The organism is Actinoplanes sp. NPDC024001 (assembly GCF_040638955.1).
Taxonomy (GTDB): domain Bacteria; phylum Actinomycetota; class Actinomycetes; order Mycobacteriales; family Micromonosporaceae; genus Actinoplanes.
Map to the genome: position 1 here is coordinate 23,241 of NZ_JBEZZB010000134.1, position 6,051 is coordinate 29,291.

Below are 6,051 nucleotides of genomic sequence, written 5' to 3' on the forward strand. Positions count from 1 at the left end.
GATGGCCGCCCCGGCTCACTCCTCCTGAAGCTGGGCGCGGCGCCGCCAGACCCCGATCAGATAGGCGGCGCAGACCACCAGCATGATCACTGCGCAGGCGATCCAGGACCAGCGAGCATAGGCGTCGTCGACCCGGGCGGCCTTGACGAACGCCAGCACGGCGAGCAGCAGCGGCCCGCCGCCGAAGGTCAAGTCGGACAGGGTGAGGTCACGAACGATCCGGCCCAGCATGGCCACATCGTAGAGGCCCCGGTCAGTCCCACCAGAACACCCAGACCGGCTGGCCGATGATGCCTTTCGCATATTCCGTCAGGCTGCCGGAGCCCTGCCAGACGTTGTCGGGGCAGAAGCCGAAGTGCTCGGCGGCCACCCGCAGAGCATGCTCCTCGTCGGCCGGGGGAGCGGCGACGCTCAGGTAGAGCGTGTCGAACCCGATGCCGACCACCCGGGCGCCGAACCGCTCCTCCCAGCTGCGCAGCACCGCCGAGAACTTCGCGGTGTCGCCCTCGTGGTTGACCGGCCCGCTCCAGCCAGCGGCGGTCGGGGCGTCGGCACCTCGGGCGGACGGCACCAGACCGAGCCGGGGCGCGGTCAGCCAGCCGGAGCTGAGCACGAAGTCGGCGATCTCGGCCGCCCGCTGCGCCGGGTCGGCCTGTGGCACGCCGGGAGGCGCGAGACCGGGCCAGCGGTCCCCGAACGGAGCGGTGGCCGCGAGCTGCTCCTCTTCCTCGTCCTCGTCCGGAATGCACTCCTGCCACCAGGCCGCGAGCAGCGCCGCCGGGTCGTGGTCGGCGGGCGCTGTCCGCTTCACACCGGATGGTGCCAGCTCGCCGCTGCGCCACGGACGATCGGGGTCGCGGTCGGACAGGCCGCCGAGCAGCAGCGGCCACAACCCGGTGCGCTCGTGCTGCTCCCGCAGGGCGGCCCACTGCCCTGGCTGCGGCAGGACCGCACTGATCCAGAGCAGGTCGTGAATGGGCGTCCACTCATCTGAGGGCGCCGGGCCGAGTCGCTTGCGTCGGAACATGAGGCGACGGTAGCCGCCGGGTACGACAGTTCTCAGCGCACGATCTCGACGGAGGTGCCGCCCGGCGGGTTGCCGAAGAGCTCGGCCGCGTTGCCGCCCCGGGCCAGCAGCTCCCACCAGATCTTGTCGTTCCAGCCCGAGCTGCCCGGGGCGAAGGACATGGTGCCGGCCGGAACCTCGAAGACGCCGTCGCTGACCGTGGCCTCGGCCTCCACCTCGCCGATGCGCACCCGCACCGTGCTGCCGACCGGCGCCGGCGCCGAGTGCCAGGTGGTCTTGAGGTTGCCGTAACCGTCGGTGTACGCCACCGCGTGCTCCGGCGGCGGCGCGACCGGCAATTCGTCGCCGAGCAACGTGTCGTCGCCGTGGGCCAGGGCGGCCAGGGCCTCCGGGAAGACGTCCCGGGACCGGAACTGGGAGCCCTGGTCGGCGACGTTCACCGCCCGGACGGTGATTCCCTCGGCGGCCAGGAAGGACAGGCTGGCCCCGGATGCGACCCCGACCACCAGCACGCCGGAGTCGAGCCGGGCGGCCGCGAGCCGTTCCCCGGCGTTGTTCTCCCGGGGCTCGTCCACGTCCTGGCGGGGCGCGACATTGGCGTACACGATCCGGTCCGATGGCCCCGAGCCGAAGGCGAGCTGGGCCACGCAGAAGCCGGCCGCGACCGTGTCGAAGGCCGGGACCGGGACCGGGGTGACCTCGGCGGACGGCAGCAGCTGGGCGATCCGTTGCCGGACCTCGGCGAAGGCGAGGTCGCCGGTGCCGTAATCGGCGATGACAGTGACGAGCATGTCCGCAGACTATGCGCCCGTCAGCGGTTTCCGGCGCCGCATGGCCGACTGGCCGCCGGGCTGCGAGCATGAGTGCCATGAAGGACGGTTACCACGGAACCGGTCCGGGCGCGTTCACCCCGGACGGCTGTGCAGTGGACCTCTACGCCCGGCTGCCGGTGCGGGACGAGCCGGAGATCATCGCGTCGGCTGTGCCGCCGCCGGCCACGCTGCTCGAGCTCGGCGCCGGCGCCGGCCGGGTGACCGCGGCGCTGACCGCCCGGGGGTACACCGTGACCGCTGTCGACGAGTCTCCCGAGATGCTCGCCCACATCACCGGCGCCCGCACCGTGTGCTCCAGCATCGAGGACCTGCGCCTGCCCGACCGGTACGAGGTGGTGCTGCTCTCCTCGTTCCTGGTGCACGCCCCCGACCCGGCGGTCCGGGCCGCCCTGCTGGACACCTGCCGCCGGCACGTCGCACCCGGTGGGGTCGTCCTGATCCAGCGGGAGGGTGCGAACTGGCACGAGCAGGTGCCCCGCGAGTCGCGGGCCGGGGACGGCATCGCCCGGGCCCTCGCCTCGGAGGATCTGGGCGACGGCACCCGCAGCGTCCGGTTCGAGTACGAGTTCCCGGACGCCACCTGGACCCAGACCTTCCGGTCCCGTCCGCTCACGCCGGAGCAGTTCGAGCAGGCGCTGTCCGGGGCGGGCCTGGTCCTGGACCGGAACCTCACCTCGGACGGTATCTGGACCTGCTGCCGGCCGGTGGACTAGTCGATGGTGTGACCGCCGTTCACGGTGATCCGTTCGCCGGTCACGAAGCGAGCCGCGTCGGAGGCGACGAAAGCCACCACGTCGGCGATGTCGGCCGGCGTGCCGATCCGGCCCAGCGGCACGTCGGCCACGTAACCAGAGGTGTCCGCCTCGCCGTGGCGTTCGACCGGGATCCAGCCCGGCGCGACCACGTTGACCGTGATGCCGTACCGGCCCAGCTCCCGCGCCCAGGTCCGGGCCAGGCCGATCTGGGCGCCCTTCGCCGCGTTGTACGCCGAGGCGCCGGGCAGCGCCCGCTCGAACGAGTCGGAGCCGATGTGGATGAACCGCCCGCCGCCCAGCTCCCGCATGCCGGGCAGCGCCGCCTGCATCAGCAGCGTCGGGCTCTTCACGAAGAACGCCAGCTGGTCGAGGTGGTGCTGCCAGGTCACCTCCTCGGCCGGGACGAGCGGCTGCGGACCGGTGGCGTTGGCGACCACCACCTGCACCGGGCCGAGCTGGTCGGTGGCGGCGGCGACCAGCGCCCGTACCTCTGCCTCGTCGGTCACGTCGGCCCGCAGGGCCACCGCCCGCCCGCCGGCGGCGACGATGTCGGCGGCGACCCGTTCGGCGCCGTCCGAGTCCGACCGGTAGTTGATCGCGACCGGCCGGCCGTCAGCGGCGAGCCGGCGCGCGATGTGCGCGCCGAGCCCGCGCGACGCGCCGGTTATGAGAGCGCTCCCAAGAATTGTCACGAGGGAAGTAGTAGCACGTCGGCGATCACCGCCCCGTCATCGGTCAGCCGGGCCACCGCCGGGCTGTCGTAAACCACCAGCACCCGGTCGTCGCCGAGCAGGCTCAGGCCCTCGGCGTGGTCGTCGCCCTCGCCGTAGGTCAGCTCCAGCTCCCGGGAGATCAGCTCGTCGCGGACGATCGACGGCTGCTCCACCCGGCAGGCGCCGTGCCAGCGGTAGATGCGCACCGGCCCGTCCAGGTCCATCGTCGGGCCGGCCAGCACCAGCAGGTCGTCGCCGTGCGGGCAGAGGTCCCGCACGCCGAGGCCGTCCAGCCGCAGCACGTGCTTGCGGTAGAGCCGCCCGTCCTCGAACGGCCGCAGCCGCAGCCGGCCCGGGTCGTCGTCGTTCACGTACGGCCGCAGCTCCAGCACGAACGCCCAGCCGCGCAGCACCGGACCGCGCAGGCCCAGGTAGACCCGGTCGTCACTGACCGCGATGCCCTCGATGTCCAGGCCGTTGTCCTTGCCGGGGATCGGCAGGAACGCCGCCAGGTGCTCGTCGTCGCGCAGCAGCCGGCGCAGATCGTCGCGCGGCGCCAGCGCCGCCGCGTGATGGGTGACCCCGTCCACCTCCAGCTCGGAGACCGGGGTCGGCACCCCGTCCACCTCGGTGATCGGCAGCCGGACCAGGATCTGCCGGTTGGCCTGGCCCTCGACCCGGGCCAGGCGGCGCAGCGCCTTCTGCCCGGCGTGCCGTTCCTTGATCTGCTTGCGGCGCAGGCTGTGCGAACCGACCGCCCACAGGAAGTGGCCGGTGCGCGCCAGCCCCTCCACGTCGGCCTCCTCGTCGGCGTCGAGGCCGGGCAGGTCGACGAAGTCGGCGAGCCGGAAGCTCGCCTCCGCACCGAACTCGGCCGGGCGGACCGGGTCGTCGGCGAGCAGCCGCTCGATGGTGGCGGTCTCGTCGCCGGCGATCCAGAGGGCCCGGCGGTCCAGCCGCACCGCGGAGAGGTTGGTGTGCGTGGACGCGGCCTGCGACTTGTCGGAGAATCGCAGCCGCACCGTGTAGTCGACCGTCATGGTCAACATGGTTCCATCGGCGGTCCACCACCGGGTCCGGGTTGCCGGACCGTGCCGCCCGTCCGACCAGGCCGGGGGCACGGCCCGTTCTACCGATTGCGCTGGTCAGGCACGCGAGATGTAGAGGCGGCGGCCGGCCGGGGCGAAGCCGGCCCGCTCGTACACCCGCCAGGAGTCGTCACCGCCGGCCTCCAGCCAGGCGATCTCCACACCCCGGCCGAAGATCCGCCGGGCGATCTCCGCGGTGATCGCGCCACCCAGGCCGCGGCGCCGGAACGGTTCCCGCACCCCGATGCCGCCGATCTCGCTGACGCCGTCCTGCGGTGGCATCGCCTGGCCGCCACCAGCGCATTCAGCGCCGGCGACGGCCGCGAGCGCGAGACCCCCGCGCTCCTGGTTGCGGCGCAGCCGGGCGACGTCCGCCTCGGACGCCTGCGGCGCCTCGCCGAACGCCTCGTTCAACGCCACGATCAACGCGGCCCGGTCCGGGTCGCTCTCCGGTTCCGCCAGGAGCACCCCTTCCGGTACGGAGAAAGCACCCAACGTACGCGGCGTGCAGATCAGGTACTCGTGTCGTGCCTCGACGGCGAACCCCGCGGCGAGCAGCAGGTCCTCCAGGCCGGGCGAACTGCTCGTCACGTATTCCAGGCGGGGTTTACGGCCGGCCGCGGTGAACGTCTCGACCAGCGCGGTGACGTCGGTGGCGGTGACGGCGGCGCCGGGCAGCGGCGTCGCGTAGTTGATGTGCGGACTGTCGGTGTCCGGGTCGATCCCGACGACGAACGGGCCGGTCTCCACGGCCTTCGGGCGGGTGCGGAGATGGGACACGACGGAGCGCTGGATGCGCAGATCCATGGTGAGAAAGCCTTTTCGAGAGAAGGAGAAACGACTGTGGGCGTGCGTGGGCGCAGGGCCGCTCAGCGACGGCCGCGGGGCCGGGCCGGGATCACAGGCGTCACTCTCTCGGCAGACAGGGATCGCATGCCGTCATGCGATCACGCAGGCACGCTTTCACGGATCCGAATGCCGTGCAACTCCTTTCCGGCCTCTCCCTCTCCACCACGCTTTCGCGCTGCCATGCGCTCGCCTCCGCCCTCACCTGCCCGCCCGGCCCTCAACCGCGCCGCTCCACCGTCACCCGTCTCCACCTCCCGCCCCGCGCGCCCGCGCCTCGCGCCCGCCCCGCGCGCCCGCGCTCGGCCCGCCCCGCGCGCCCGCGCCGCCTGCCGCCGCACCAGCCAGCCCTGGCGGGCAGCCCATTCGCCCAGCCGCACCCGAGGGTCGCTTCGACCGGCCCGAGACGACACCGACGGTCAGCCGGCTCGCCCGGCTGCAGCTGAGGGTCGCTTCGACCGGCTCGAGACGGCGCTGGCGGTCGGCCGGTTCGTGCGGCTGCAGCTGGGGGTCGCTTCGATCGGCCCGAGACGGCGCTGGCGGTCGGCCGGTTCGTGCGGCTGCAGCTGGGGGTCGCTTCGATCGGCCCGAGACGGCGCTGGCGGTCAGCCGGTTCGCTCGGCTGCAGCTGAGGGTCGCTTCGATCGGCCCGAGACGGCGCTGGCGGTCAGCCGGCTCGTGCGGCTGCAGCTGAGGGTCGCTTCGATCGGCCCGAGACGGCGCTGGCGGTCGGCCGGTTCGTGCGGCTGCAGCTGGGGGTCGCTTCGACCGGCTCGAGACGGCGCTGGC

At 73.2% G+C, this 6,051-nt stretch carries 7 protein-coding genes; 1 reads left to right on the top strand and 6 read right to left on the bottom strand.

The annotated features are described in order from the left end of the window. Positions 1-15 precede the first annotated feature (15 nt). The 3 genes from AB0F81_RS37575 to AB0F81_RS37585 are packed head-to-tail and all read right to left on the bottom strand — an operon-like array spanning position 16 to position 1,818. On the bottom strand, positions 16-231 hold the full coding sequence (locus AB0F81_RS37575; RefSeq protein ID WP_360205495.1) for a hypothetical protein: 216 nt from the start codon (positions 229-231) through the stop codon (positions 16-18). Positions 232-253: 22 nt separating this feature from the next. After that, entirely contained in the window at positions 254-1,027 is a 774-nt protein-coding gene (locus tag AB0F81_RS37580; protein ID WP_360205498.1) for a DUF4253 domain-containing protein, read from the bottom strand. Between the two features lie 32 nt (positions 1,028-1,059). Continuing rightward, the gene (locus AB0F81_RS37585) at positions 1,060-1,818 is read right to left on the bottom strand and encodes an SAM-dependent chlorinase/fluorinase (protein ID WP_360205501.1); all 759 of its coding nucleotides are present in this window, start codon (positions 1,816-1,818) and stop codon (positions 1,060-1,062) included. A 77-nt stretch (positions 1,819-1,895) separates the two neighbouring features. On the opposite strand from AB0F81_RS37585, the gene AB0F81_RS37590 reads away from it, so the two are divergent. Further along, the gene (locus AB0F81_RS37590; protein ID WP_360205503.1) at positions 1,896-2,573 is read left to right on the top strand and encodes a methyltransferase domain-containing protein; all 678 of its coding nucleotides are present in this window, start codon (positions 1,896-1,898) and stop codon (positions 2,571-2,573) included. Here the strand turns inward: AB0F81_RS37590 and AB0F81_RS37595 are convergent. The 3 genes from AB0F81_RS37595 to AB0F81_RS37605 all read right to left on the bottom strand — a co-directional run bounded on the left by AB0F81_RS37595 (position 2,570) and on the right by AB0F81_RS37605 (position 5,223). Next, a complete protein-coding gene (locus AB0F81_RS37595) occupies positions 2,570-3,307 on the bottom strand; it encodes an SDR family oxidoreductase (RefSeq protein WP_360205506.1) in 738 nt (245 codons plus the stop codon). The two genes, AB0F81_RS37590 and AB0F81_RS37595, sit on opposite strands and share 4 nt — an antisense overlap. Further along, a complete protein-coding gene (locus AB0F81_RS37600) occupies positions 3,304-4,368 on the bottom strand; it encodes a DUF3616 domain-containing protein (RefSeq protein ID WP_360205509.1) in 1,065 nt (354 codons plus the stop codon). Before AB0F81_RS37600 ends, AB0F81_RS37595 begins: the two co-directional genes overlap by 4 nt. Positions 4,369-4,473: 105 nt before the next feature. After that, positions 4,474-5,223 carry a GNAT family N-acetyltransferase gene (locus tag AB0F81_RS37605; RefSeq protein ID WP_360205512.1) on the bottom strand — a complete coding sequence of 250 codons (750 nt, stop codon included), beginning with the start codon at positions 5,221-5,223 and terminating at the stop codon, positions 4,474-4,476. Between the last annotated feature and the right edge of the window lie 828 nt (positions 5,224-6,051).